We start from the raw sequence: 26457 nt of genomic DNA on the forward strand, positions 1-26457 counted from the left end.
AAGCCTAAAAATAGAGTATATTTGCAATAAAAAAGGAGGATATTATGTTTGCAGGCTTTAATTGGCAGCAAATGTTCAGTGCATTTATTGCACTTTTTGCTGTAATAGATATTATTGGTTCTATACCTATTATCATAAACTTGAAAGAGAAAGGTAAGGGAGTGAATGCAATGAAGGCTACTATAATCTCTTTTGTATTATTGATAGGGTTCTTTTATGCAGGAGATATGTTATTGAAGCTCTTTCGGGTAGATATTGAATCATTTGCGGTTGCGGGTGCGTTTGTTATATTTCTTTTATCTTTGGAGATGATTCTGGATATTGAAATTTTTAAGAATCAAGGTCCTATTAAAGAGGCTACTTTAGTACCTCTTGTTTTTCCCTTATTGGCAGGTGCCGGAGCTTTTACTATGTTACTTTCCTTCGGGCAGAATATGCTGATATCAACATAATTATAGCTTGATACTAAATATGATCTGGGTTTATTTTGTGGTAAGTATGACCGGACGGGTAGAACGCTTTTTGGGTAAGGGTGGTATTTATATTATTCGTAAGTTTTTCGGGATTATTCTTTTAGCTATTGCTGTAAGGCTATTTACTGCAAATATTACCTTGTTAATAGAAGCGTTGCAAAAACATTGATTGAAATATTGAATATCAGGTAAGTCTATAGTGCATAAGACGATATCTAACTATAGACTTTCCGTATCTTCTTTGTCATTTTTTTCTGTATCTTCCTCAAAGTTTTCTTTTTCAATATTCTCTTCCTCTATTTCATTTTCATCTGCAAAAGGATCCGGACGTTGGGGGCCATAGTTTACAAAAGCAAATGCACAGAGGACTCCCATAATACCACCACTGAGATGTCCTTCCCACGACATATTGGCAGGAGAAAAATAAGGAAACATATGCCATACAATTCCCCCGTATAGAAATGTGACTAATAAAGATATGGCAATTAGTGGAACATATTTGCGAAGAATACCACTGAAAAAGAGAAAGAAAGCAAGGCCGTAAACCAGTCCACTTGCACCAATATGCCATCCCGGTTTGCCAATGAAGAATGTGAGTATTCCGCAACCAAGCCAGATAAGTATGAAAATTCTACCGGATATTCCCCGATAAAAGTAAAATAAACACCATGATAAAAAGAATAAGGGGAGGGTATTTGCAAATAAATGACTGAAACCACTGTGTATCAATGGATGAGTCAGAATACCTATTATCCCCCTTTTCTCCATAGGATAAACTCCCAGATGAGAGAAGTCCCAGTCCATTCCTACTTCAATCGTTTTAAGTAAGTAAAGGATAAAAATAAGGAACAAAGATCTGGCTGCAGCTAGCATGATACGCTGAATGTCCTGCTTCATTACATTCTTTTCTTTAGATATTTTACACAATACTACGAATATTTACACAAAATCTGAAAATAAAAAGCCTTTTTATTTTTGTTTTTATCTATAATTTGTACATTTGGGCATTATACCTATGTAGACAGTGCTCTGAGCGGTGTTTATATGCTATGGACCAAATAATTAACCTTTAAATAATGCACAACTATGAGTTATTTACGATTTGACAAGACCCTCATGACGAATCTGGAAGAATCCCTGCAACGGGAAATTCTCCGGACGAACAAAGCAGGAGCTTATCATTGTACAACGATTGTTGATTGTAACACACGCAAATATCACGGGCTGTTGGTAATTCCTGTGCCAAATCTCGACGATGAAAATCATGTGCTGCTATCTTCTCTTGATGAAACGGTAATTCAACACGGTGCGGAGTTTAACTTGGGTTTACATAAATATCAAGGAAACCACTTTAGTCCGAATGGACATAAGTATATTCGTGAGTTTGATTGTGAACATATCCCGGCGACAACTTACCGTGTTGGAGGTGTGGTTCTACGAAAAGAAAAAATCTTTGTACACCATGAGAATAGAATTCTGATTCGTTATACATTACTTGACGCGCATTCGGCTACCACCTTGCGTTTCAGACCTTTTCTAGCTTTCCGCAGTGTGCGTGAATATACGCATGAGAACTCGCAGGCGAGCCGCGATTATCAGATTGTGGAGAATGGTATCAAGACTTGTATGTATCCCGGTTATCCGGAGCTGTTTATGCAGTTGAATAAGAAATGTGAATTTGTTTTTCAGCCTGACTGGTATCGGGGAATCGAGTATCCTAAAGAGCAGGAACGTGGATACGATTTTAATGAAGATCTCTACGTGCCTGGGTATTTTGAGGTAGATATCAAGAAAGGTGAAAGTATTGTCTTTTCTGCCGGAACATCTGAGATCACTCCCCGTAAGTTGAAACAAACATTTGATGCGGAAGTTGCCGACCGTACTCCACGAGATAGTTTCTATCATTGCTTGAAGAATTCGGCTCACCAATTCCACAATCAACAGGGAGATGAACATTATATTCTTGCCGGTTATCCTTGGTTTAAGTGTCGTGCTCGCGATATGTTTATTTCTCTGCCGGGATTGACCCTTGCTATCGACGAGGTTGATCAATTTGAAGATGTGATGAAAACTGCGGAAAAGGTAATTCGTAATTTTATCAATGATGAACCGGTAGGATATAAGATATATGAAATGGATCATCCGGATGTATTATTGTGGGTTGTTTGGGCTTTGCAGCAATATGCTAAGGAAACTTCCCGCGAACAATGCCGCCGGAAATATGGCAAATTGTTGGTTGATATCATGGAATTTATCCGTCAGCGGAAACATGAGAATCTATTCTTACATGAGAATGGCTTGCTTTTTGCTAACGGCGTGGATAAGGCAATTACGTGATGAACTCTACAGTAAACGGTCGCCCGGTAATTCCCCGTACAGGATATATTGTTGAGTTTAATGCATTGTGGTATAATGCGTTGCGTTTCACTGCTGATCTGGTTCGCGAAGGAGGCGATGCTCATCTTGCCGATTCGCTCGATGCACAAGCAGAAGTAACAGCTCAATCATTTATAGAAGTATTCCGTAACGAATACGGTTACTTACTTGATTATGTAGACGGAAATATGATGGATTGGAGTGTACGTCCCAATATGATCTTTGCCGTCGCATTTGATTATTCACCTCTAGATAGGGTACAAAAGAAACAAGTGCTTGATATTGTAACTAAAGAGTTGCTGACTCCGAAAGGGCTTCGTACATTGAGTCCGAAGAGTGGGGGATATAACCCGAATTATGTTGGTCCTCAGATACAGCGTGATTATGCTTACCATCAGGGTACAGCTTGGCCGTGGTTGATGGGATTCTATATGGAAGCCTATCTTCGTATTTATAAAATGAGTGGTTTATCGTTCGTAGAGCGTCAGCTCATCGGACTGGAAGATGAACTAACCATTCATTGTATTAGTTCGTTACCCGAATTGTTTGATGGTAACCCGCCTTTCAAAGGTCGTGGAGCTGTTTCGTTTGCTATGAATGTTGCCGAAGTGCTGCGTATTCTAAAGCTGTTGTCTAAGTATTATTAAAAGGAGGAGGAACGAAGATGAAAGTTTTAATGTTTGGATGGGAGTTCCCCCCGCATATCTTAGGAGGTTTAGGAACTGCCAGTTATGGTCTGACGAAAGGAATGTCTCAGCAAAGTGATCTGGAAATCACTTTTTGCATCCCCAAACCATGGGGAGACGAAGACCAGAGTTTTTTGAGAATTATCGGTATGAACAGTACGCCTGTAGTCTGGAGAAATGTCGATTGGGATTATGTGAAAAGCCGTGTGGGTGGTTATATGGATCCGCAATTATATTATGATTTGCGTGATCATATTTATGCCGACTTCAATTATCTTCATACTAATGACTTGGGTTGTATCGAGTTCTCCGGACGCTATCCGGACAATCTGCATGAGGAGATTAATAATTACTCTATTGTGGCAGGTGTAGTAGCCCGTCAACAAGAGTTTGACATTATTCACTCCCATGACTGGCTGACTTATCCGGCAGGTATTCATGCCAAACAAGTGTCCGGTAAGCCTTTAGTGATTCATGTGCATGCAACCGACTTTGACCGTAGTCGTGGCAATGTAAATCCGACAGTGTACGCCATTGAGAAGAATGGAATGGATCATGCCGACCATATTATGTGTGTGAGTGAACTAACCCGTCAAACGGTGATTCATAAGTATTCTCAAGATCCTAGGAAGGTGTCTACTGTACACAATGCTGTTTCTCCGCTATCGCAGGAGATTCAGGATATTGTTCCGTTAAAGAAACCGAATGAAAAAGTGGTGACTTTCTTGGGCCGTATCACGATGCAGAAAGGACCGGAATATTTTGTAGAAGCTGCTGCTATGGTATTACATCGTACACGTAACGTCCGTTTTGTAATGGCCGGTAGCGGTGATATGATGGATCAGATGATTCGTCTGGTTGCTGAACGTGGTATTGCCGACCGTTTCCATTTCCCCGGATTCATGAAAGGAAATCAGGTATATGAAGTGCTGAAAGCCAGTGACGTATATATTATGCCTTCTGTTTCCGAACCGTTTGGTATTTCTCCGTTGGAAGCTATGCAGTGTAGTGTACCTACTATTATTTCCAAACAATCCGGTTGTGCTGAGATTCTGGAAAACTGTATCAAAACGGATTATTGGGATATTCATGCGATGGCAGATGCCATTTACTCTATTTGTACTTATCCGGCAATGTACAATTACCTGAAAGAAGAGGGTAAGCGTGAAGTGGACGAGATTAAATGGGAGAATGTCGGATACAAGGTACGCGGTATCTATGACGAGGTTATAAAAAATTATGGTAAACAATAAAAGATTATAGACTATGAGAACTATCTGTCTTTATTTCGAAATACATCAGATCATACATTTGAAACGTTATCGTTTCTTCGATATTGGTACTGATCATTATTATTATGATGACTATGCGAATGAAACCGGCATGAATGAAGTTGCCGAACGTTCATACATACCTGCGCTCAATACGTTGATTGAGATGGCAAAGAAATCGGAAGGTGCTTTTAAAGTCGCATTGTCCATTTCGGGAGTCGCTTTGGAACAGCTTGAAATCCATGCTCCGGCTGTGATCGACTTGCTTCATCAATTGAATGATACAGGCTGTTGTGAATTCCTTTGCGAACCTTACTCGCATGGTTTGTCATCATTGGCTAATGAAGATTGCTTCCGCGAAGAGGTACTTCGCCAGCGTGATAAGATGAAACAAATGTTCGGCAAAGAACCGAAGGTGTTCCGTAACTCTAGTTTGATTTACTCGGATGAGATTGGTGGTATGGTAGCTTCCATGGGCTTTAAAGGAATGCTGACAGAGGGTGCTAAACCTGTTTTGGGATGGAAGAGTCCTCACTATGTATATCATTGTAATCAGGCTCCCAGCTTAAAATTGTTATTGAGGGATTTCAAATTATCTGATGATATTAGTTTGCGTTTCTCTAACTCGGAATGGGCGGAATATCCATTGTTTGCTGATAAATATATTAGTTGGATTGATGCATTGCCGCAAGAAGAACAAGTGATTAATATCTTTATGGAATTGGCCGCATTGGGTATGGCTCAGCCTTTGTCTTCTAATATTCTTGAATTCCTGAAGGCTTTGCCGGAATGTGCAAAAGCTAAAGGTATTACCTTCTCTACTCCGACTGAGATTGTAACGAAATTAAAGTCTGTTTCACAATTGGATGTTCCTTATCCGATGTCATGGGTAGATGAGGAGAGAGATACTAGCTCTTGGCTGGGTAACATTTTGCAACGTGAGGCTTTCAATAAGTTGTATAGTGTGGCAGAACGTGTCCATCTTTGTGATGATCGTCGTATCAAACAGGACTGGGATTATTTGCAAGCCAGCAATAATTTCCGTTTCATGACGACTAAGAATACGGGGATCTGGTTAAATCGGGGTATTTATGATTCTCCTTACGATGCTTTTACTAACTACATGAATATCTTGGGTGACTTTATTAAACGAGTAGATTCATTGTATCCCATTGATGTGGATAATGAAGAGCTTAATTCTCTACTGACTACTATTAAGAATCAGGGAGAAGAAATTGCTGATTTGCAAAAAGAAGTTGCTAAATGGCATAATAAAGCAGAGAAAGAAGCTGTGAAGACCTCTAAAAAGGTTGTTGCGAAAAAAGAGTCGGCAACAAAGAAAGCGGTTAAGAAGGCTATTACGCGTCCACAGAAAACTGCGAAAAAAGAAGAATAAATATATAATAATAGAATTTAGAGAAAGGTTGCTTCTGTATAGAAAAAGAGGCAACCTTTTTATTGTATAGGTAAATTAAATAATTATATAGATAAGTAAAGTTTATAATTGATTCTTCTTCACTGTTAATATATCAATTGCTTAATTTGCAGGATGAGTCAATAAAAATCCCTATAAAGAATAGCTCGCTTTGGGATTTTGAGCTGTTCTTTATAGGGAAATGATAGGTTTCTTTTATATATTAGTTTCCAAAGTTAGTGGAAACGACTTCAAGTTTTATTCTATAGTTTGGATCATCAATACCTTTGCTGCCACCTTTCAGACGTACATAACTGGGCTTTAAGTCATGCTGTACACTGATAATTTGTCTGTTTTGTGAGGTAGCATCATCATAAGTAATAAGAACAGGAATGAGTAACACCTTATTCCAGTCGCTATATTTCTCCCAATCGGTTATGTTATTAACGGTTACAGTTTCTGTCTCACCTTTAGAATTAGTGAAATTGAGTGTTATTGTTTCATGATTCTTAAACTTCTTTTCTGCTTCTTCTCTCTCTCCATCGTCCAAACAATCATTTATTAAATTAGTAATATTATTAAAAACGTATTGATTGCTTGTACTGGAATGGGTAGTTAAGTAAGATGATTTATTATCTGTCAGCTGATTTTTTTCGAAGAATGAGTCTTTATATTTCTTACGTATCAGCATTACGGTAGACGGATAAGTCATTCCAAACTTATTTTCACTTGATTGATTGTAATTAGAGAACGTTAGTTTTACAGCATTTAAAGTATCTAATTGCAGTTTCTCATTAATCTCATTAATAGGAAGTGTAGCTTGAGTAAAGATACCGGCCGGAGATTTAATATAGGTATTATTATCCTGATCAATTAATTCTTGTATCTTTACAGGATCATTGCTTAATTGATTTGCTTGGATTACCTCACGAGTAGATATAAAACTGCGTTTATAATAATAGGTAGAGTCTGCTGTACTACCCGATTTTTTAAGCTTTATACCAGTTGTTTCGTCTACTGCATAACATTTGTAAACCACATTCATTTCAACTTGGAATACATAGAGTATTGTTCCGTCCCCATAGTCACTTTTTATATAGACGCCTTTGAAAACATCGCTGAATTTATTGTAATCAAAAATTGCACCTGCTTTATCTGCTTGTCTTGAGGCTCTTAAGATTTCTCCACCGACTTTATAAGAAATGTCTTTGTCGAAATTGAGGTATACGTAGGGTGTATAACCATCTAGGTTACGAATAGAATCCTTTACAGACAGATCAACAGCCGAATAAGCTTTGCTTCCTAATAGATCTGCTTTATCATAGTAATTATTCGGATCAATATCAGTATAATAGGGCTTGTCTTTGAGTTCCAATTTTTTGTTTAATTCATAAACACTTAAACGGCAGGCCGTCAATGAATCTCCAAAATAGCTGTTATACCATAAATAAAGTTCAACAGTATGGATATTACCAATGGGTTCTCCGATTGGCTCGTTTTTATCATTGTCGTAAATTAATTGGATATCGTCGCTCGGTTCTATTACCATATAATTGTATGGTTCACCTTTATCATTTAAAGCATTATTTTTATAAACTCCCGGAAAAGTTAATTTCTCCGGACAGTTTATGGACGCTAGAAAACCAGCCTGATAAGCTCCAAAATAATCATCAGTAAATTTCCCTACATAACCGATATTGGTTTTTGCATAGATCTGACCAGTGGGAACGGAGTTTGTTGTTACATCAAAGGCTGTTAATCTTCCGCTAATATTTTGATCGCTTTCTGGAAACATTCCTAATCCCAGTCCGGCAGTGCTATCATCACATCCCCAAAATGTGATTGCTAATAAGGTTATCAAGGCATATTTTGCTTTCATGATCATCGTTTCTTGATTTTTTATTCTTCTATTTGGTTTGCTGTAGCTTCCCATACCTGATCATAGAATTCGTTACAAGCATCTGCATAGTTATCCGGATTCTGGTAATCGAGTACCAATTTGCCTGATTGACGGGCATATTCGATAATGGATTGATCTACTTTCTCGCTGTTCTGGATTACTCCGTCAGAATAATCGACTGCTAGTTTGCAAAGAGTAGCATAGTCTATTGGTTCTTTTAAAGAAGCCAAATCTTTCTTTGTGATACCTTTTAACATTAGTTTGTTAGCAAAGTCCTCACTAAATGTATTCTTGAAATCATCTTCGTATACAGAGAATACTATTTTTGCATCGCGGAAAGAAGGTTCGTCTTTATAAGCTCTCTTTATATAAAGAGGTGCTAATGCTGTCATCCAACCGTGACAATGAATAACGTCTGGACACCAACGAAGTTTCTTCACTGTTTCCAACACTCCTCGTGCATAGAAAATAGCACGACTGTCGTTATCATCATATTCTACGCCGTTTTCATCCGCTGTTTGCAGACGATTTTGGAAATAATCATCATTATCGATGAAATACACCTGCATACGAGCAGATTGGATAGAAGCAACTTTTATGATAAGTGGATGGTCAGTATCATCAATAATCAGATTCATCCCCGAGAGTCTAATCACTTCATGCAGTTGGTTTCTGCGTTCATTGATATTTCCCCATTTAGGCATAAAGGTTCTGATTTCACGGCCTTTTTCCTGGATTGCCTGTGGCAGGTTCCTACCTATGTTGGCCATTTCGGATGCTGAAATGTAAGGTGTAATCTCTTGTGTAATAAATAAAACTTTATTCGCCTTTGTCATAATAACAATAGTTCACTATAATATTCTGCAAAGATAGCAAAAAAAAGGAACTTTAAATAGCATATTCTTTCTTTATGTGGCAAATATTAGTTTATTTTGCAGAGTTTTTGCAAAAGACCCAAACATAAACCAATTAAAGAAAATGAAAGTAATACACACTATCAAGGACTTACAGACTGAATTGACAGCTCTGAAAGCCCAGGGTAAGAAGGTAGGACTGGTACCCACAATGGGCGCTTTACACGCAGGACACGCGTCGCTGGTAAAGCGTAGTGCAAATGAGAATGATATAACAGTAGTGAGTGTTTTTGTAAATCCCACTCAGTTTAATGATAAAAATGATTTAGCAAAATATCCACGTACGTTGGATGCTGATTGCTGCCTGTTGGATGATTGCGGAGCGACATTTGTTTTTGCTCCGTCTGTAGAAGAAATGTATCCGCAACCGGATACTCGTCAATTTAGTTATGCTCCATTGGATACGGTAATGGAGGGAGCTTTCCGTCCGGGACATTTTAATGGCGTTTGCCAGATTGTTAGCAAGTTGTTTGATGCGGTAACCCCGGATCGTGCATACTTTGGCGAGAAAGATTTTCAGCAGTTGGCGATTATTCGTGAGATGGTTCGTCAGATGAAATATAAATTGGAAATTGTAGGCTGTCCGATTGTTCGCGAAGAAGATGGACTGGCTTTAAGTAGCCGGAATAAACGTTTGTCTGCTGAAGAACGTGAAAATGCCTTAAAAATTTCTCAGGCAATCTTTAAAAGTCGTACCTTTGCAGTCTCTCATACGGTAAGTGAGACGCAAAAAATGGTGGAAGATGCGATAGAGGATGCTCCGGGTTTACGTTTGGAGTATTTCGAGATTGTAGATGGAAACACTTTGCAGAAGATAAGCAATTGGGAGGATACTTCATATGCAGTTGGCTGTATTACAGTGTTCTGTGGTGAAGTTCGTCTGATTGATAATATTAAATATAACGAACTTTAAACTTAAAAGACGAAACCTTATGATGATTGAAGTGTTGAAGTCGAAAATTCATTGTGCACGTGTCACAGAGGCCAATCTGAACTATATGGGTAGTATCACGATTGATGAAGACCTACTGGATGCAGCGAACATGATTCCGGGAGAAAAGGTGTATATCGCTGATAACAATAACGGCGAACGCTTTGAAACCTACATTATCAAAGGTGAGCGCGGTTCCGGTAAGATTTGTCTGAATGGTGCTGCTGCCCGTAAGGTGCAACCAGATGATATTGTGATTATTATGTCATATGCACTAATGGATTTTGAGGAAGCGAAGTCGTTTAAACCGACTGTGATTTTCCCGGATCCGGCAACGAACAAGGTAGTGAAGTAAGAGAGAACAATTCTTTTATATGAAAAAGAAAATCCTTGATTGCATAAGCAGTCAAGGATTTTTTATGAGTATATATTGGATATGCTATATTTAAATATAGCATATCACTCTATCATTAATATTAATATTAATATTAGCGATTATCAATTTTGATAATGCCTAGCTTTTATTTTTGTAATTGCTCATTCATAGCGGCAGCAGCTTTGCGGCCATCACCCATTGCTAGAATTACTGTTGCACCACCACGTACGATGTCACCACCTGCAAAAATCATCGGAATGGAAGACTCCATATTATCATTGACAGTAATAGTACCTTTACGGCCAACTTCCAGACCTTTAATAGAACTTGGAACAATTGGGTTTGGCGATACGCCGACACTAACGATAGCCAGATCGATATCAATTGTTTCTGTTGCTCCCGGAATAGCTATAGGCTACGGCGTCCCGAAGCATCCGGTTCTCCTAACTCCATCTTTTGAAGAACAACTTGTTTTACCCGGCCTTGTTCATCCGGAATATATTCGATCGGATTATGTAAGGTGAGGAATTCAATACCTTCTTCTTTGGCATGTTTTACTTCTTCAATACGTGCCGGCATTTCTTCTTCCGAACGACGATAAATGATCATGGCACGTTCAGCACCTAGGCGTTTGGCAGTACGTACAGAATCCATTGCTGTATTTCCACCACCAATAACTGCTACGTTTTTACCAAAAGCTACCGGAGTATCAGAATCTTCACTGGCTGCATCCATCAGATTAACACGAGTCAGGTATTCGTTAGAAGACATGATATTAATGGAATTTTCTCCCGGTATATTCATAAAGTTAGGTAACCCGGCTCCGGAAGCCACAAATATTCCTTTGAATCCTTCTTCTTGCAAATTTTCTACACTGATTGTCTTTCCTACAATACAGTCCTTGATAAATTTGACTCCCATCTTAGAGAGATTCTCAATTTCAACATCAACGATCTTATTGGGCAAGCGGAATTCTGGAATACCATATTTCAATACACCACCGATTTCATGCAGTGCTTCGAATACGGTTACATCATAACCGTATTTAGCCATATCTCCTGCAAATGACAGTCCGGCAGGTCCAGAACCTATCACAGCTATTTTGATACCATTCTTGTCTGCAATGACGGGAACGGAGATTTGACCGCTTTCGCGTTCATAATCTGCAGCAAAACGTTCCAGATAACCGACTGCTACCGGTTTTTCGTTCATTTTCAAATGAATACATTTGGATTCACATTGTTTTTCCTGTGGACAAACACGACCACAAACAGCCGGAAGTGCACTTGTTTCTTTCAATGTCTTTGCTGCTTCGAGGAATTCACCACGCTCGATATTCTTGATGAAACGAGGAATGTCAATGCCTACAGGACATCCTTCCATACATCCCGGATTGGCACAGTCAAGGCAACGTTTAGCTTCGGTGACTGCTTGCTCAGCAGTTAATCCTTGATTCACCTCTTCTTTACGACTATGTGAACGATATTCGGGATCAAGCTCATTCATTTCAACGCGAGGAATAGCAGTGCGTTCTTTCGCTTTCATTGATTTACGCAATTCCTGTCTCCATGCAGCGTTACGGCTTTTTTCGTCTATTTCTTTGGTGGCTTCACATTCGGGCTCCAGTTTATGCATTTCTTCACGTTCAATGTTTTTGAACGCGCCCATACGTTTCAGCATTTCATCAAAGTTAACTTGGTGACCGTCGAACTCAGGGCCATCTACACAAACAAACTTAGTTTTTCCTCCAACAGTGATACGGCAAGCACCACACATTCCCGTACCGTCTACCATGATTGTATTCAATGATACTTCAGTTGGGATTTCATATTTCTTAGTAAGTAAACAAACGAATTTCATCATGATGGCGGGACCGATAGCGAAACATTTATCTACTTTTTCGCGTTTGATCACTTCTTCCACGCCTTCTGTAACCAGACCTTTACGACCGTAAGAACCGTCATCAGTCATGATAATAACTTCGTCTGAACTTTCGCGCATTTCTTTTTCCAAGATGATGAGGTCTTTATTGCGACCTGCCAATACAGTAATTACCCTATTTCCGGCAGCTTTCAAGGCTTGTACGATAGGAAGCATAGGAGCAACACCTACACCACCACCGGCACAAACTACAGTTCCGAAGTTTTCAATATGGGTAGCTTGCCCTAGCGGACCTACTACATCTGTTATATAATCACCTTCGTTTAATTCACAAAGACGGGTAGAGGAGAGGCCGACTTCCTGTACTACCAAAGTGATAGTACCCTTTTTTATATCAGAACCGGCAATAGTTAAAGGCATACGTTCTCCTTTTTCACCCACACGCACAATCACGAAGTGCCCGGCCTTGCGGGATTTAGCAATTAAAGGAGCTTCAATTACAAGTTTAAAAACTTTTTCTGAAAAACGTTCTTTGCTAATGATTTTGTTCATTATCTAATATTTTTGTTGGAATTATTACGTAACTGCTATCAGAATGATGTAAATTTCGACAAAGATACATCTTATTTCTGAAATATAAAAAAGAAAAGCCACTCTTTTGATGAGTGGCTTTTTGATATTGAATATGAAAAGATATTAGTCAATTATATCGAAACCACAGTACGGAACCAATGCTTTCGGAATCTTGATGCCTTCCGGTGTCTGATTATTTTCTAGTAAAGCAGCAACGATGCGGGGTAATGCTAGTGCTGAGCCGTTCAATGTATGACAAAGTTCTGTTTTCTTTTCTGCACTACGGTAACGGCATTTTAGGCGGTTAGCCTGATACGTATCAAAGTTGGATACGGAACTAACTTCCAGCCAACGTTTTTGTGCTTCAGAATATACTTCGAAGTCAAAACAGAGAGCAGCTGTAAAACTCATATCACCACCGCAAAGACGAAGGATACGGTAGGGAAGTTCTAGTTTCTGCAATAAACCTTCTACATGGTCCAGCATCTCTTGATGAGATTGTTTGGAGTGTTCCGGTTTGTCAATGCGGACCAGTTCCACTTTAGAGAATTCGTGCAGACGGTTTAAGCCGCGTACATCCTTGCCATAAGACCCGGCTTCGCGACGGAAACATTGAGTATAGGCACAGTTCATGATTGGCAATTGTTTCTCTTCCAAAATTACATCACGGTAAATGTTGGTAACAGGAACTTCTGCTGTAGGAATCAGATATAAATCATCTACTTCGCAATGATACATTTGTCCTTCTTTGTCAGGAAGCTGTCCTGTACCATAACCGGAAGCTGCATTAACCACAGTCGGCGGCATAATTTCAGTATATCCTGATTTACGAGCTTCATCCAAAAAGAAATTAATAAGTGCACGTTGAAGTTGGGCACCTTTACCTTTATATACAGGAAAACCGGCACCAGTGATTTTAACACCCAAATCAAAATCAATCAAATCATATTTTTTTGCTAATTCCCAATGAGGAAGTGCGTCTTTAGGAAGTTCAGTTTCCATTCCACCCATTTTCTCCACAACGTTATCTTCGGCACCTACACCTTCAGGTACACTATCATAAGGTATGTTAGGAATGGTATAAAGTAAGTTCTGCATATCAGTGGCAGCTTCTGTCATTGTAGCATCCAGCTCTTTATTGATGTCTTTCAATTCGGCAACACGAGCACGGGCTGTTTCGGCTTCTTCTTTCCTACCTTCTTTCATTAGTTGTCCGATAGTACGTGAAAGGGAATTAACCTCTGCCAGATTCTTATCTAATTGATTTTGTGTGTTACGTCTCTTGTCATTGAAAGCGATAACCTGATCGATCGTTTCTTTTGCATTCTTGAAATGCTTTTTTCCCAGTCCGCGGAGTACCGCCTCTGTGTTTTCTGTAATTTGTTTAATAGTAAGCATATCTATATACTTTTTTTGAACTTTCTTTGTTTCGAGTTACAAAGATAGAGCAAAAAGATATGTAGGCATAGTTATTATACATTTTACGTATAATAATTGCCGTAAAATCTAAGAATATATGCTTTTTTATCCATAAAGTGAATATTTGTCTTCATCTGTCATCTAAATATATCTTTTGATAAAAGTGATATATTACTTACAAAATATTATCTTTGAGACTTGATTAATGAAAATGCTATGACGTTCTTTGGGGAATGATCTTGTTATCAACGTATTCATCAAATACATTATAAAACTATTATTATGAGAAAAAATGTCATTACTTGGTTTATCTTTTGCCTCTTGCTTTTATCTGGAGGCGTTTTTAATGTAAAGGCACAAAACTTGGAAAAGTTTACATTGCCTACACCTTGGACAGCGGAAGCATTAGCTACTAAAGTTCCTTTTCCAGAATATCCTCGTCCACAGATGGTGCGTTACAAGTGGTTGAATTTGAATGGAATGTGGGACTATATGGGTGGTAAAAAATTATCTGATCCCGTTACTGCTACTACCCCTCCTGTCTTTCCTGCTAACACAGAAAAAATACGTGTACCATTTCCTCCTGAAGCAGAACTATCTGGTATAGCTCGTAAAGGGGATACTTGCTTGTGGTATAGACGTAGTTTTGTTGTTCCGAAAGAATGGAAAGGCAAGAATGTGCTACTGAATTTTGGTGCGGTGGATCGTATTTCGTCAGTGTTTGTAAATGGTAAGAAAGTTGGAACTCATACGGGAGGTTATGATGCTTTTAGCTTTGATATCACTGATTACTTGAAATCGGGCGAAAACGTTCTCGTGGTAGGTGCCTACGACCCGAATGATGGTCGGGCTGCTTCGGGAAAGAACGGACCTCGTGGTGATTATGTTTATACTTCTGGTATTTGGCAGACAGTTTGGCTTGAACCGGTAGAGAAACAATATATTTCTCATATAAAGCTTGTGCCTGATGTGAAGAATAACCGTCTGGAAGTAGTAGCCTATAGTGATAATCCGGGATTGACAGTGACTGCAATTGCCAGTAACGGTAATTCGGAAGTTGCAAAATCAAATGGAAGTTCCAATACCAGTTTTTATCTGCCTATTCAGAATCCTCGTTTGTGGAGTCCGGATGATCCTTTTTTATACGAATTGAAATTGCAGTTGAAAGACCGGAAAGGAAAGATAATAGACGAAATATCTTCTTATTTTGGTATGCGGTCGGTTACTATGGGTAAGGTAGATGGGGTGCTTCGTCCTTTGTTGAATGGAGAATTTGTTTTCCACATCGGTCTTTTGGATCAAGGTTATTGGCCTGATGGTGCATTTACTGCTCCTACAGAACAGGCTTTGTTGTATGATATTGAGCTAGCTAAACGTGCAGGATTTAATGTGATTCGTAAACATATTAAAGTTGAGCCTCAACGCTGGTATTATCATTGTGACCGACTTGGTTTGATGGTTTGGCAAGATATGCCTAACCTTTGGGAGCCTGATGATGCAGATTCTGTGGCTGTTCGCAAACAGTTTCGTGATGAATTGAAAGTGATGATTGACCAACATGTTAGTTCACCATCTATTGTAATGTGGGTTCCGTTTAATGAGAATTGGGGAGCTTTTGAAGCAACCGACATTACTGATTGGGTGAAGAAATATGATTCCAGCCGTCTGGTAAATGGAATGTCCGGATACAACTATGCTCCCGGATATCGTAAAGCATACGGAGATCCCGGTAATGGTGATTTTGTAGACATGCACCATTATGGTAAGATAGAACCTCAGGCAATGCCTCGGCCAACTGATAAGAGAGGGGCTTCCCTTGGAGAATTCGGAGGAAAAGGTTTATTTGTGCGTGGACATATGTGGCCTGTACGTAATGATGCTTATGAGATGATGTTGAATAAGGACCAATTAACGGATACTTATGTATTGATGGCTACTGAATTAGAGCAGATGATTAAATATTTTGGATTGAGTACAGCTATCTACACACAAACTACGGATGTGGAACATGAGATAAACGGTCTGGTTACTTATGATCGAAAAGTGGAAAAGATGGATCTTGATAAGGTGAAACAGATAAATCAAGATGTAATAAAGAGTACGCGGAAAAAGAAATAGAAATGTGCCTTGTTGCTCAAGAGTCTTGTATGGGAATTTCTTTTGCTATTATATAGGATAAAATGAGATGTAATAGCCTGAATTACATCTCATTTTTTGTTCGATAATCAATGTGCTAGTTCTAAAATTCAGATATTTTCATTCCACTAAATGGTTATTAAGATGGAAGAAGTTGGTAGTAATATAGATAATCATCTTCTATATTTTTATCGCAAGCATATACAATATTGCTTGTTTCGTCAATGACGATGTCGCTGATGTATCTTCCTAAATTGATTGTATTTAGATTTTCACCTTCTAAATTGTAGATTTCTAATGAACTCCGAACATTTGATAAATTTTGTACTTGTGTTCCTTGATAGATTGCATATATCGTATTTTTTCCACAAATCACATCTGAATAATAGTAAATCATTTCATCATCCCGATCTTTATTGTATAAATCGTTTTGGAGTTTGTCGTCTCCAATAATTAATTTTAGATTAAAACCAAGAGAGGAAATTTGATAAACTTCCAAACGATTAATATATCTATAAGCGATAGCCATATAGTTATCACTTACTGAGATCTTGCATTCATAAGGACCAGAATAATCATTTTCAGAAGGTTTTAATGAGAAATCTATTGCATCTACTACTTTTTCTGTTTTCAAGTTTAATAGTTCTACTGCAATTTCCTTAGGCATAAAACTTGTTCCTATAAACAAGCTGTCATCATATTGTTGCATTCGGGTATATGCTTTGGGAATTCCATGTTCTTTACTCCAAATAGGGAAGTGGAATGTATGTGTGTGAATGAGTGAATCTGCCTTTGTTTGGTATATGTTCATTATATTCAGAGCATTTGAATAAATGCCTACATTTCCATTTTTTTTCATACGGCATAAAGATGGGATAATATACTCATTTGGTCCATTACCGATTTTTCCCCATTGTATGAGCTTCTGTGTATATAGGTCGAAGATGGAAAGAAAGGAAGAATCTTTATTGTTAAGTACATAAAGCTGATTATTGTTTAAAAACCATCTTTCTGGATAGAATATAAATGGTAATTTTAAGGAATCAACTTCGATTGATAATTTATCTTTTAGGTTTTTCGCAATTACGGGAATTTTTTCTTTTGATTTTTGTGATTGCGTACAACTAGAAAAGAAAACTATCATCAAGGCAAGTGTATACACTAGCCTTGATGTTTTTAGGTGGAATGCTTTATTTACCATCTTTTACAATCTTCTTTTCCTTTTCCAGTTTGTTCTTTGTAGCAACAATCATAGATTCTTTCTTCTCCACTCAATATTCTGCGGTATCCGTTTGAATTGTCGCATTTGAAGTGTTCTTCTTGGGCTAATGATTCTATATTCGCTAATATTAGCTTTGATATTGGTTTTACCAGTTGTGTGCGATAAACATTATATCCCACTATTAACGTAATTACTGATAAAAATGTTACTTTGATAATCTTTTTCATGATTTTGAGTTATAAAATGGTTACTTTCATACAATATTTTTTGTTATCCTCCTTTCTATTATAGCTATAATATTGATGAATGATGCATGTTTTCTGAACTATTTAAAATATGTTGTTAGACAAAAATGGGAAATAAAAGTGGGAAAATCTACTATTTTTGCTGACCATTTCTGACCTATTGTAATTTTGGTTCTATTTTTTCATTTTTATTGTATAAAATTCTATCAGAGTTTCTTTTTTGGGGGAAAGAATTCTTATAGTAATTTGAAACGTGCTGAATTGAAAATAAGTATTGAAGAAGCTGAACAATGGATAAGATTTAAAAAAGAGATTCTGGTTTAGGATAGCATCATGCTTCTCGGATGAGAAAAAGAAAGGAGACGTAATCCGAACGATTACATCTCCTTTCTTAAAACTATTTTCAGTTGTACGATTATGCCTCAGATACAGGAACGATAGAAACATATCTTCTATCTTCCTTACCTACTTTGAAACTTACTGTACCATCTACTAAAGCGAAAAGAGTGTGGTCTTTACCCATACCGATGTTTTCACCCGGATGGAATTCAGTACCTCTTTGACGAACGATGATGTTACCTGCTTTGCAAGCTTCGCCACCAAATATCTTAACGCCTAATCTTTTGCTGTGTGATTCGCGGCCGTTCTTAGAACTACCGACACCTTTTTTATGTGCCATTTCTTCTTACTTTTAAATTGATTAAGCTACTACTTCTGTGATTGTTAACTCTGTGAACTGCTGACGGTGACCGTTCAGTTTTCTATAACCTTTTCTTCTTTTCTTGTGGAAAACAAGAACTTTGTCACCTTTAACCAAGTTGGAAATAACTTGGCAAACAACTTTAGCACCTTCTACTACAGGGGCACCTACAGTAACATTTCCGTCTTTGTCTACCAAAAGAACTTTTTCAAACTCTACAGTTGAACCGTTTTCTGCACCTTCGATGTGGTGAACGAACAACTTCTGACCAGCTTCTGCTTTAAATTGCTGACCGTTAATTTCTACAATTGCGTACATCTTATAATAAATGTATAAGTTAGCTCCGGCGGGTGGTCTTTAATCTCTTAAAGAACTCTTGGTTAAACCCGTTGCGGAATAATCGGGCACAAAAGTACTATTTTTATTTGTTTGTGACAAATATTTCGTCGTTTTTTTCTTTGTAATCTTTCTAACCTTTGTACACTCTTTACCAATTTATTGGCACAGTTGTGCCAAAGGCTTGGCACTGTTGTGCCATTCCATTGACAAGGTTCTGCCACCGTAGTGGCAGAAATATTAGTCTAGTAACTCTGCCAAAGAGTTCATAATGATTCGATGAGGGTATGCTTTAAGTTCGTTGGCGGTAGTCATTCCATTGAGAACTCCGGCAAAATCTACTCCGGCATTTTGGGCAGTTTCGGCATCTACAGTGCTGTCTCCCACATATAAAGTCTCTTTTTGAGTACTTTTTAGATGTTTTAATGCAAACTGTACTCCTTCGGCTGATGGTTTTGCCGTTTTTACATCTTCTCCACCGACAACAATATCAAAAAAATCTTCCGGAAGGTAATTATTCAGATAGTCCAGTATTCGGAAACGATATTTAGTAGAAATGATCCCGATACGTGCTCCCCGTTTTTTAAGTTCTTTCAGCGTAGGCAATGTCTCGGGAAAAAGAATAGTATTGGCATTCATATGTATATCCGCTTCTTTTCTATATTCCAGTCGAAAAGCAGTTAGTTGTTCGGGATCTGTAATGCCAGTGAGGATATTAAAAGACTCTTCCAACGTTTTACCGATTGTCCGTTTGATGGCTTTGTCAGTTACATCAGTGTACTGATGACGGGTAAGTACTATTCTGAAACAGGTAACAATGCCGCGTGACGAATCGGCTAATGTATAGTCAAAGTCGAATAAATAGGTTTTATAGTCCATAGGAAAACTTTTCTGCAAAAGTACTAAAATCCCATTTCTATTTTACAGGTTCAACTGTATATCCTTGTTTTTTCAGTAAGTTTAGTATTCCTTTTTCACCCGGAAGATGCAAAGCACCGACAGCTACGAAAGTTGGAGTTGTTTTCATAATATTGGGTAATTTCTCTGCCCATGCCTGATTGCGGTTGTAAATCATGGCATCATCTTCACCGGGGAGTGGATCACATTGATCTCCTTTACGCTCTTCGCTGAGGCTGAGCATAGAAGCCAGATCTTGTTTTGAATAGGCATCTGTCACCTTTTTCAAGATATCTATTGATTCATCCATATTATTAAGTACACACATTAATAACTGTGCCTGGCGTTTTAATGAAGTACCATTAAATAGCAAGTTAAATTGGAAGTCTACTGTTTCTAAGCCTTCTACCTTTTTACCTTTTTGAATAGCCAGGTTCTGAAAATAGGTATCGAGTTGTTCTTGTGGCTTAAAGTTCTGAATGTGTTTTATATAGGCTATTACTATTATATTATTTTGTATAGCGGATGGCTTTAATTTAGGTACCAGTGTTAGGTCCATCCTTAGGTATTCCTTACAAATTTTGTTAGCAGTTTCGAAGTCAGCAGCTGAAAGAAGCGACATTAATGTCGTATCGCTTTCGGTCATCATCATCTTTTGCATTCTTTGCATAGCTGCAGGTGTTTGTGTGTCTGATATTTTCAATTCTCCGTATACTTGTAACGTTTCGTCTAATGCTTTTTGTAGACCATCAATGCTATCTTTGATGCTGAGTGGAGCTAAATGGTGTGTACCTATTATATAGGAAGGTTTTTCAAGGTCGTTTCCTGATATTTTCCATAACAGTTGTGCATTTGCGCTAAGCGATATGCCTATCAAAATAACTGCTACAATGAATGATTTCATGACTCTTACTGTTTATAAGCTGATGATTATTGTATCCTTCCACCAGATATCCAATGTTTGGTATAGTAATCTTCATTTAGATTACTGACAATAACTCCTTTACTGGTACTGGCGTGGATGAATTTGCCGTTTTTTAGATAAATTCCCACGTGAGCTACTTTTTTCCCGGAGTTTCTGCTGGTAAAGAATACGAGATCACCTTCTCTGAGATTCCGTTTGCTGACTTTATAACTTTTCTTTTTCAGATCTTCCGTATTTCGTGGAAGTTGGGTGCGGTAGACTTTCCGGTAGACTTGATAAGTAAGCCCTGAACAGTCTGTCCCTCTTTTTGAATCTCCACCGCCACGATAAGGAACACCTATCCAATCGGCCGATTCCATATAAAGTTTATGATTATCTTCAAGATTAATATCAACTCCTAAACGGATAGAAGCCTTTGCTAATGCTTTATAATCCAGATGAGGGGCGGAAGTACGGCAAGAACTTAAACTTATGATCAGTCCTAGTAGTAAAATTGATTGTAAAAAGAGTCTTTTCATGGTCTTTCGCTGTTATTGGGGTTATTCTTTTATGTTGAAATAATCTTCTAACTCTTTTTCGGCAGAATTATTTTCATTAATGATATCTTTTATAATAATACCATTTTCCTGTAAAGCAATGCGTGGACATATGTCTATAATATGATTTAGATTATGGCTGGAGATAATGACAGTAGCTTGATGTTCCTCATTATATTTTTTGAGTAAATGCTTGATGACAGATTGCGAACTAGGATCGAGGAAATTGAATGGTTCGTCCAAAATCAACAATTGCGGATGATGAAGCATGGCAGCGATAATACCGATTTTTTGTTTATTACCGGCCGAATAGTTACGAATATACTTTTTTTGCCCGATTATTTCACCGCTCATGAAACGCTCGAAGGGGAGGAGTCGCTCATTTACTTCTTCTTTGTTTAATCCATATACCTTACCGATGAAGTAAAAATATTCTTCCGGAGTAAGATAATCAATTAAAAAACTATAATCGATAAAAGCTCCGGTGAAGTTTTTCCAGTCTTCGCTTTGACTGACTTCAATACCATTGATGATTACTTTTCCTTTGTCTGCTTTCAATAAATCCAGCATTAACCGGAAAAGAGTTGTTTTACCAGCACCATTATTTCCTACCAGACCAAGCATATCACCTTGATTAAGCTCGTAATGTTCTATATCAATAGCTACCTTTGAACCAAAGTTCTTTTTAAGATTATCAATGTTAATCACGGTTTTCAGTATTTTAGTGGTTATTGTTTCATGTATATTTATTGGCGGCTGTTTCTGAAACCTTCCATATTTTCATAACGGCGTTTCATAAAGCGCTGATATATGTTTTTTATCCAGTATGGTGAAGCCAGAATGAATCCCAGTCCAATTATTAAAAGTGTGATATAAGCTATTGTTTCTCCAAACAATGCATTCAATGCACTATATAAAAGTAAGGGGACTCCAAAAGCACATAAACTTATGATTATCTGAATTCCGCCGTTGCTTTGGCGAGTTGTCACTTTTTCGTTCAGTGGAATTGTTTGTTTGTTGTAAACAACTAACTGTAAATTACAAAAATAGATGAATCCTATTGTGTAGAAAAACCAAGAGAAAGCTCCCAGTAAAGTCAGTTTGTTCATTATGATGGCCGGAATCATCAATGTAAATGGTATGATTTCTCCTATGCTATACACATAATATTTAGCTCTTAGCAAACTCAGGATGGACCCTTTACGAGACATCATTCCATCCAGATAGTTGCCTTCAAACGACATTGTTCGTATGAGAATTATCATTCCAAATACACTGAAATTGTATATGGCAATGATGGTGGGCATAAAACCTCCATCGTAAAGATTTGAAAAGCTTAGTACACAGCTAAACATTAGAATTAAAACGAAAGTATTGCGTAGCAAACCTTTGCAACTGCGATTGCGTAAAAGCATTTTTAATTCCAGTCGCATATATTCTCCTACTTCCCCATAGCGTTCGAAGACTTATAGTCGGAGACGTGTTTGATTTTTGAATCGTTTGTTTTTGCCAGTTCAACATAGATTAGACAGGAAATGACTCTGCGGTTAATCCACCATAAAATAGCTATAATAAATATCGTGCCCATAAAATAAAGGATATTCCCTTCCATATATCTGTCTCCCAAATCTATTAGGAAAGAAGATACAGGACTATCGGGAATAATAAGTAGAAAAGTGATTCCGCCATAAAAAGCGACAGGAAGCAATATCCACCAAATACGTTCATTGATAAGTGTGCGGCAAAGCAGATACCAGTAGTTGTTAATAAGAATAATGAGCCAGATACCTATAAGATAGCTGATAACGCCTAAAACACCAAAGAATTTTGTAATTGTGAGGAAGGAAAAAGGGACAAAAAGAAACAACCAGAATAGATTGAATAAGCTTAGTCCGGAACGTAAAAGTAAAAAATCGATGATACGTTTTTTTTTAACCGGCAACAGGAGGTAAGGCTTTACCTCCTGAGTCGGTGTCTTTTGAAACGGAATACGCAACAGGAAATCCAGTGCCAGAATAAAAATCAGGGCGATGCCGTTCATTACATGATATGGTTCCCAATTGGGAACCATATTTGTAAACGAAGAGGCAAGTATTGTACCGAAGAGTATCAAGTAACCAGCCCAACCGGCCGCCATTACATAGCTGATAATTTTACCCGCTAAATTCTCCTCATACATTGGATGTCGCTTGGCAGCAAGCCGTCCATGCCTGCGTAATTCGTTAAATATCATCATACAGTTGATTGTTGAAGAATATTATTTATCTGTTTTCTTAATATCTTCTTCAGGTACAGTCATTGTAACTTGAATTTCATTTTTCTGTTTCAGCAATTTAGCAAGGAATTCTTTTACGTCTTTTGCTGTCATGTTGTTAATCAATTCTTCATACCCTTTTGTTGAATCAATACCACTATAGAAATATGCATTCAAGTTACTTAGCCAATAGCTGTTTTCTTTTTGTGCATCTTTGTAATTCTTCAGCATATATTCTTTGATCTTCTGCATGTGTTCTTCAGACGGGCCTTCTTTAGCCATTTTTTGAAGCTGCTCGGTTACGATATTTGCTAATTTGGCTTTCTTAACCGGATCAGGATCAGTCTGGAATACGATTTGCAGAGTAAGTTCTTCTTTCGGATACTGGCTAAGACTACCGTTACAACTTACACCGTATGTACCACCCTCTTTTTCACGGATTTCGGCTGTATAAACCATATCCAATGCTTGTTCAAGGAAGCTGAGAGTTATGTTGTTACGCAGGTCATATTTGCATTTTCCGCTGAATAGGAACATAATAGTTGCCATTGGAGTTTCCTGTTTCTTAGCAAACTCTTTCTTGTATCCACCTTTACGGATATTCATTTTCGTATCTTTGAAAGTCTCTTTACGATTGATAGCAGGCAGACCTCCCAGATATTTAGCAATTAAAGGTTTAACTTCTTCGATATTGATATTACCTACAAAATAGAATTTGAAGTCGCTCGCATCTTTGAAGCGATCCATATACATTTCGATGATACGATCGTAATTGATATTATCAACCATTTCTTCTTTCAGATCCAACATACGAGGATGGTTGCCATATAGAATGTGAGATACAGTATCCTGGAATGCTTTCATCGGATTAGCATCTTTATTTTGTAAAGCAGCTTTCAGACGATTCTTGTATGATTCGAATGCTTCGTTATCCTTGCGTGGAGCAGTGAAAGACAGATAAGTCAGTTGCATCATTGTTTCAAAGTCTCTTGGAGGGCAGCTTCCTGAAACAGATTCTGTCAATGAACTTATCGATGTGCCTACAGAAGCGCGTTTACCTGCAAGAGCTTTGCTCAATTCCACTTTATTGAAGTTGCCGAGACCACCTACTGTTGCTACGCTGTTAATCTGAGAGATATCCAGAATTTCATTGTCCGGGAATAAGCTGGTACCACCGAAGCTAATACCTTGCATTAAGATTTGATCAGCTTTAAAATCTGTCGGTTTGATATATACAGTCACACCATTAGAAAGTACTAATTTTGTTGATCCATAGATTTCTCCACTATTTTCAGAAACAATTGTTCCACCTTTTGGCTCTTCTGAAAGCAAAGGCTCAGTAGAAACTTTATCTTCATACGCTTTAACGTCGAGTGTTTTAGTTTCTTTCAACCATGAAGCAATTTCTTCTTTAGTTGGATATTTCATACCTTCTTTTTCAGGACCTGCCATCATAACTACCTGATTGTTGTCAGTGAGCAGTTGTCCCATGATTTGGTTGATATATTCAACTGTAATTTGCGGAGCTAATTGTTTGATGATCGCACATTCAGCTTCAAGACCCGGAATTGGTTCATTGTCGAGGAAGCTGTTGACATATTCGTCTACAAAACCGCCGTTCTTTCTCTTATCACGTTCATTATAAGCTGTTTCGATAGCTTGCAGGTAATTGGCACGTGCACGTTCGTACTCTGTTGCAGTGAATCCGAATCGACGTGCGCGTTCAGCTTCTTGTAGTACAGTCTTCATAGCCAGCTCAATACCGTCTAATTTGCTGCTACCACTCAAAGTAAAGGCTTCTTTGGTTTTGGCAAGGAAGAAGTTACCATAACCGGCATTTGCGCTTGTGAAAGGAGGTTCAGCTGTCTGGATCAGTTCTGCTAGACGATTGTTCAACATGGTGATTGCCATATTTAACATATACTGAGTTGCATAATAATTGACCGTATTCTTTATTGAATCCGGAGTGGCTTCATGTTTGTAGAAGATGTTGAAAGAAGGAGTTTTTACTTCTTTATCCGTACCAATATAGATCAGAGGTTCTTGGTTGTCAGGTACCGGATAGTAGATGCGTTCTGCCGGGCTTGTCGGAGCTTTTACATCAGCGAACACCTTCTTCAATTTGGCTTCGATATCGTCTACATTAATATCACCGACAATTACAATACCTTGCAAATCCGGACGATACCATTTTGCGTAATATTCGCGGATGTCCTGATAAGGGAAGTTATTGATAACATCAATGCTTCCGATAGGCATACAATCTGAATATTTAGAATCCGGGAACAAGGTAGGCAGAGCATCAGTCATGATACGTTGCATTCCACTGTTACGGCTTCTCCATTCTTCACGAATCACACCACGTTCTTTGTCGATTTCTTTGTCGAGCAATTTGATAGCGCTTGACCAGTCGTGCAGAATAAGCAGACAAGAGTCTACTACATTTATATTTTCAGTAGGAACATTGCTGATGTTGTAAACTGTTTGATCAACGCTGGTGTATGCATTCAGGTTAGTGCCGAATTTAATACCTTTGGTTTCACACCAAGGATGATACCTAATCCATTTTCATCACCCGGGAAATTTTTAGTTCCGTTAAAAGCCATATGTTCCAGAAAGTGTGCCAAACCACGTTGCTGTGGTTCTTCGAGAATAGAACCTACTTTTTGTGCAATGTAGAATTCCGCACGTTTTTCCGGAAGTGCGTTGTGACGAATGTAATAAGTAAGCCCATTGTCCAGTTTACCTATGCGGACATCTTTGTCCACAGGTAGCGTTTGCATGGGCTGTGCAAACACGAATTGGAAATTGCAGCATATCGTTAAAACTGCAATAAATAATCCACGTAATAAATGTTTCATGTTTTATATTTAGTTAAAAAAAATATTCTTGTTCTATTAGTTTCGCTAATCATAAATGTTAAATCACCAATAATGTATTATTCTTTGTGATAACTTATTTTATTCCGATTTTTCTTATTCCGGGCTGATCA

General features: G+C 38.0%; 17 protein-coding genes and 5 pseudogenes. 7 read left to right on the forward strand and 15 right to left on the reverse strand.

Going from position 1 to position 26457, the window contains the following annotated elements:
• Positions 1-44 precede the first annotated feature (44 nt).
• A pseudogene (locus tag JCM17102_RS26345) lies at positions 45-642 on the forward strand (MarC family protein).
• A 50-nt stretch (positions 643-692) separates the two neighbouring features.
• On the opposite strand, the gene JCM17102_RS05490 reads toward JCM17102_RS26345, so the two are convergent.
• Positions 693-1370: a rhomboid family intramembrane serine protease gene (locus JCM17102_RS05490; RefSeq protein ID WP_025074315.1), complete on the reverse strand. Its 678-nt coding sequence runs from the start codon at positions 1368-1370 to the stop codon at positions 693-695.
• 189 nt (positions 1371-1559) lie between these two features.
• On the opposite strand from JCM17102_RS05490, the pseudogene JCM17102_RS26350 reads away from it, so the two are divergent.
• The 3 genes and pseudogenes from JCM17102_RS26350 (at position 1560) to JCM17102_RS05505 (ending at position 6202) form a co-directional block, all read left to right on the forward strand.
• A pseudogene (locus JCM17102_RS26350) lies at positions 1560-3496 on the forward strand (glycogen debranching enzyme N-terminal domain-containing protein).
• A 17-nt stretch (positions 3497-3513) separates the two neighbouring features.
• On the forward strand, positions 3514-4788 hold the full coding sequence (locus JCM17102_RS05500; RefSeq protein WP_025074316.1) for a glycosyltransferase family 4 protein: 1275 nt from the start codon (positions 3514-3516) through the stop codon (positions 4786-4788).
• A gap of 13 nt (positions 4789-4801) precedes the next feature.
• Positions 4802-6202 carry a glycoside hydrolase family 57 protein gene (locus tag JCM17102_RS05505; protein WP_025074317.1) on the forward strand — a complete coding sequence of 467 codons (1401 nt, stop codon included), beginning with the start codon at positions 4802-4804 and terminating at the stop codon, positions 6200-6202.
• 241 nt (positions 6203-6443) lie between these two features.
• Here JCM17102_RS05505 and bamH read toward each other — a convergent pair whose 3' ends face one another.
• Together bamH and JCM17102_RS05515 are read right to left on the reverse strand one after the other, a co-directional pair.
• Positions 6444-8099, reverse strand: coding sequence for a BamH family beta-barrel-assembly machinery protein (gene bamH / locus JCM17102_RS05510; RefSeq protein ID WP_025074318.1), 1656 nt, complete (start codon positions 8097-8099; stop codon positions 6444-6446).
• 20 nt (positions 8100-8119) lie between these two features.
• Entirely contained in the window at positions 8120-8956 is an 837-nt protein-coding gene (locus tag JCM17102_RS05515; RefSeq protein WP_025074319.1) for a glycogen/starch synthase, read from the reverse strand.
• Positions 8957-9098: 142 nt separating this feature from the next.
• Here JCM17102_RS05515 and panC point away from each other — a divergent pair, with 142 nt between their 5' ends.
• Positions 9099-9947 carry a pantoate--beta-alanine ligase gene (panC, locus tag JCM17102_RS05520; RefSeq protein ID WP_025074320.1) on the forward strand — a complete coding sequence of 283 codons (849 nt, stop codon included), beginning with the start codon at positions 9099-9101 and terminating at the stop codon, positions 9945-9947.
• A gap of 19 nt (positions 9948-9966) precedes the next feature.
• Positions 9967-10320, forward strand: a complete 354-nt coding sequence (gene panD / locus JCM17102_RS05525; protein ID WP_025074321.1) for an aspartate 1-decarboxylase — start codon at positions 9967-9969, stop codon at positions 10318-10320.
• A 166-nt stretch (positions 10321-10486) separates the two neighbouring features.
• On the opposite strand, the pseudogene JCM17102_RS26355 reads toward panD, so the two are convergent.
• A pseudogene (locus tag JCM17102_RS26355) lies at positions 10487-12774 on the reverse strand (bifunctional dihydroorotate dehydrogenase B NAD binding subunit/NADPH-dependent glutamate synthase).
• Positions 12775-12918: 144 nt separating this feature from the next.
• The gene (serS, locus tag JCM17102_RS05535; RefSeq protein WP_025074322.1) at positions 12919-14193 is read right to left on the reverse strand and encodes a serine--tRNA ligase; all 1275 of its coding nucleotides are present in this window, start codon (positions 14191-14193) and stop codon (positions 12919-12921) included.
• A 303-nt stretch (positions 14194-14496) separates the two neighbouring features.
• Between serS and JCM17102_RS05540 the strand changes: the two genes are divergently transcribed.
• Positions 14497-16332 carry a glycoside hydrolase family 2 protein gene (locus JCM17102_RS05540; protein WP_025074323.1) on the forward strand — a complete coding sequence of 612 codons (1836 nt, stop codon included), beginning with the start codon at positions 14497-14499 and terminating at the stop codon, positions 16330-16332.
• A 157-nt stretch (positions 16333-16489) separates the two neighbouring features.
• On the opposite strand, the gene JCM17102_RS05545 is transcribed toward JCM17102_RS05540, so the two are convergent.
• From JCM17102_RS05545 to JCM17102_RS26365, 10 genes and pseudogenes are all read right to left on the reverse strand, one after another.
• The gene (locus JCM17102_RS05545) at positions 16490-17551 is read right to left on the reverse strand and encodes a BF3164 family lipoprotein (protein WP_025074324.1); all 1062 of its coding nucleotides are present in this window, start codon (positions 17549-17551) and stop codon (positions 16490-16492) included.
• Positions 17545-17799 carry an NVEALA domain-containing protein gene (locus JCM17102_RS05550; RefSeq protein ID WP_033886565.1) on the reverse strand — a complete coding sequence of 85 codons (255 nt, stop codon included), beginning with the start codon at positions 17797-17799 and terminating at the stop codon, positions 17545-17547. The genes JCM17102_RS05545 and JCM17102_RS05550 overlap by 7 nt, the downstream gene beginning before the upstream one ends.
• 433 nt (positions 17800-18232) lie before the next feature.
• A complete protein-coding gene (rpmA, locus tag JCM17102_RS05565; RefSeq protein ID WP_025074326.1) occupies positions 18233-18496 on the reverse strand; it encodes a 50S ribosomal protein L27 in 264 nt (87 codons plus the stop codon).
• 21 nt (positions 18497-18517) lie between these two features.
• On the reverse strand, positions 18518-18835 hold the full coding sequence (rplU, locus tag JCM17102_RS05570) for a 50S ribosomal protein L21 (protein WP_025074327.1): 318 nt from the start codon (positions 18833-18835) through the stop codon (positions 18518-18520).
• 258 nt (positions 18836-19093) lie between these two features.
• Positions 19094-19732: an HAD-IA family hydrolase gene (locus JCM17102_RS05575; protein WP_025074328.1), complete on the reverse strand. Its 639-nt coding sequence runs from the start codon at positions 19730-19732 to the stop codon at positions 19094-19096.
• Between the two features lie 37 nt (positions 19733-19769).
• Complete coding sequence (locus tag JCM17102_RS05580; RefSeq protein ID WP_025074329.1) at positions 19770-20654, reverse strand: TraB/GumN family protein; 885 nt, start codon at positions 20652-20654, stop codon at positions 19770-19772.
• Between the two features lie 26 nt (positions 20655-20680).
• Entirely contained in the window at positions 20681-21193 is a 513-nt protein-coding gene (locus tag JCM17102_RS05585) for a C40 family peptidase (protein WP_025074330.1), read from the reverse strand.
• Between the two features lie 21 nt (positions 21194-21214).
• On the reverse strand, positions 21215-21919 hold the full coding sequence (locus JCM17102_RS05590) for an ABC transporter ATP-binding protein (RefSeq protein ID WP_025074331.1): 705 nt from the start codon (positions 21917-21919) through the stop codon (positions 21215-21217).
• A 38-nt stretch (positions 21920-21957) separates the two neighbouring features.
• A pseudogene (locus JCM17102_RS26360) lies at positions 21958-23447 on the reverse strand (DUF5687 family protein).
• 21 nt (positions 23448-23468) lie between these two features.
• Positions 23469-26326, reverse strand: a pseudogene (locus JCM17102_RS26365) (M16 family metallopeptidase).
• Positions 26327-26457 lie beyond the last annotated feature (131 nt).

It is taken from the genome of Bacteroides faecichinchillae JCM 17102, from assembly GCF_000614145.1.
Taxonomy (GTDB): Bacteria; Bacteroidota; Bacteroidia; order Bacteroidales; family Bacteroidaceae; genus Bacteroides; species Bacteroides faecichinchillae.

Coding starts and splice junctions, on each gene's coding strand:
- JCM17102_RS05490 (WP_025074315.1), bottom strand. CDS start 1,370: ATGAAGCAGGACATTCAGCGTATCATGCTAGCTGCAGCCAGATCTTTG.
- JCM17102_RS05500 (WP_025074316.1), top strand. CDS start 3,514: ATGAAAGTTTTAATGTTTGGATGGGAGTTCCCCCCGCATATCTTAGGA.
- JCM17102_RS05505 (WP_025074317.1), top strand. CDS start 4,802: ATGAGAACTATCTGTCTTTATTTCGAAATACATCAGATCATACATTTG.
- bamH (WP_025074318.1), bottom strand. CDS start 8,099: ATGAAAGCAAAATATGCCTTGATAACCTTATTAGCAATCACATTTTGG.
- JCM17102_RS05515 (WP_025074319.1), bottom strand. CDS start 8,956: ATGACAAAGGCGAATAAAGTTTTATTTATTACACAAGAGATTACACCT.
- panC (WP_025074320.1), top strand. CDS start 9,099: ATGAAAGTAATACACACTATCAAGGACTTACAGACTGAATTGACAGCT.
- panD (WP_025074321.1), top strand. CDS start 9,967: ATGATGATTGAAGTGTTGAAGTCGAAAATTCATTGTGCACGTGTCACA.
- serS (WP_025074322.1), bottom strand. CDS start 14,193: ATGCTTACTATTAAACAAATTACAGAAAACACAGAGGCGGTACTCCGC.
- JCM17102_RS05540 (WP_025074323.1), top strand. CDS start 14,497: ATGAGAAAAAATGTCATTACTTGGTTTATCTTTTGCCTCTTGCTTTTA.
- JCM17102_RS05545 (WP_025074324.1), bottom strand. CDS start 17,551: ATGGTAAATAAAGCATTCCACCTAAAAACATCAAGGCTAGTGTATACA.
- JCM17102_RS05550 (WP_033886565.1), bottom strand. CDS start 17,799: ATGAAAAAGATTATCAAAGTAACATTTTTATCAGTAATTACGTTAATA.
- rpmA (WP_025074326.1), bottom strand. CDS start 18,496: ATGGCACATAAAAAAGGTGTCGGTAGTTCTAAGAACGGCCGCGAATCA.
- rplU (WP_025074327.1), bottom strand. CDS start 18,835: ATGTACGCAATTGTAGAAATTAACGGTCAGCAATTTAAAGCAGAAGCT.
- JCM17102_RS05575 (WP_025074328.1), bottom strand. CDS start 19,732: ATGGACTATAAAACCTATTTATTCGACTTTGACTATACATTAGCCGAT.
- JCM17102_RS05580 (WP_025074329.1), bottom strand. CDS start 20,654: ATGAAATCATTCATTGTAGCAGTTATTTTGATAGGCATATCGCTTAGC.
- JCM17102_RS05585 (WP_025074330.1), bottom strand. CDS start 21,193: ATGAAAAGACTCTTTTTACAATCAATTTTACTACTAGGACTGATCATA.